We start from the raw sequence: 1,019 nt of genomic DNA, 5'->3' as shown, positions 1-1,019 counted from the left end.
CGCGCTCCGGGCGGCGATCCACCGAGCCAGGTATGCGGTGGGCTGCCGAGATGCGCGGGCCCGCGGGCATGGGGGACCGACTGCGGGAGGGACACCCGGCGCCGGCCCGGGAGGTCGGCTCAAAAAAAATGGGTCACCGCGCCGCGCGCCACGGCCAGAGTGCGCAGACAACATGAAGAGAATGCTGATCAACGCAACGCAGCCGGAAGAGCTGCGCGTTGCGATCGTGGACGGGCAAAAGCTATTCAACCTCGACATCGAAAGCCCCGGACGGGAGCAGAAGAAAGCCAATATCTACAAAGGCACCATCACCCGCGTCGAGCCGAGCCTGGAAGCGGCCTTCGTCGACTACGGCTCGGAGCGTCACGGCTTCCTGCCACTGAAGGAGATCTCCCGCGCTTACTTCAACCAGGAGCTCAAGCCAGGCACCAAGGCCAGCATTAAGGAGCTGGTCAAAGAAGGCCGGGAAGTCGTCGTCCAGATCGACAAGGAGGAGCGCGGCAACAAGGGGGCGGCCCTCACGACGTTCATCTCGCTGGCCGGCCGCTACCTCGTGCTGATGCCGAACAACCCGCGCGCCGGTGGGGTGTCGCGGCGCATCGACGGCGCCGACCGCTCCGAGCTGCGCGAGGCCCTGAGCCAGCTCGAGATCCCCGAGGACATGGGGCTCATCGTGCGCACGGCGGGCGTCGGCAAAAGCGCCGACGAGCTGCAATGGGATCTCGACTACCTGCTGCAGCTCTGGGACGCCATCAAGACCTCCAGCGAGAGCCGGAAAGCACCCTTCCTGATCTACCAGGAAAGCGACATTATCATCCGCAGCATCCGCGACCACCTGCGCGCGGACATCGGCGAAATCGTCATCGACAGCCAGGCGATGTACCGCCGTGCGGAGGAATTCATCCAGCAGGTGATGCCGCACAATGAGAAGAAGCTGCGCCTGTATCAGGACGAGGTGCCGCTCTTCACCCGCTACCAGATCGAGAGCCAGATCGAGTCCGCCTTCCAGCGCGAGGTGC

At 64.7% G+C, this 1,019-nt stretch carries 1 protein-coding gene; it reads left to right on the top strand.

The window, feature by feature from the left end:
- Positions 1-172: 172 nt before the first annotated feature.
- Positions 173-1,019, top strand: an 847-nt coding sequence (locus tag I6U14_RS04170; protein WP_296897104.1) for a ribonuclease E/G, incomplete at its 3' end; no start/stop codon positions are given.

The organism is Thiohalocapsa sp. (assembly GCF_019695415.1).
GTDB lineage: Bacteria > Pseudomonadota > Gammaproteobacteria > Chromatiales > Chromatiaceae > Thiohalocapsa.
Note: the sequence above shows the minus strand (reverse complement) of the source record. Positions and strands in the feature narration are given on the sequence as shown.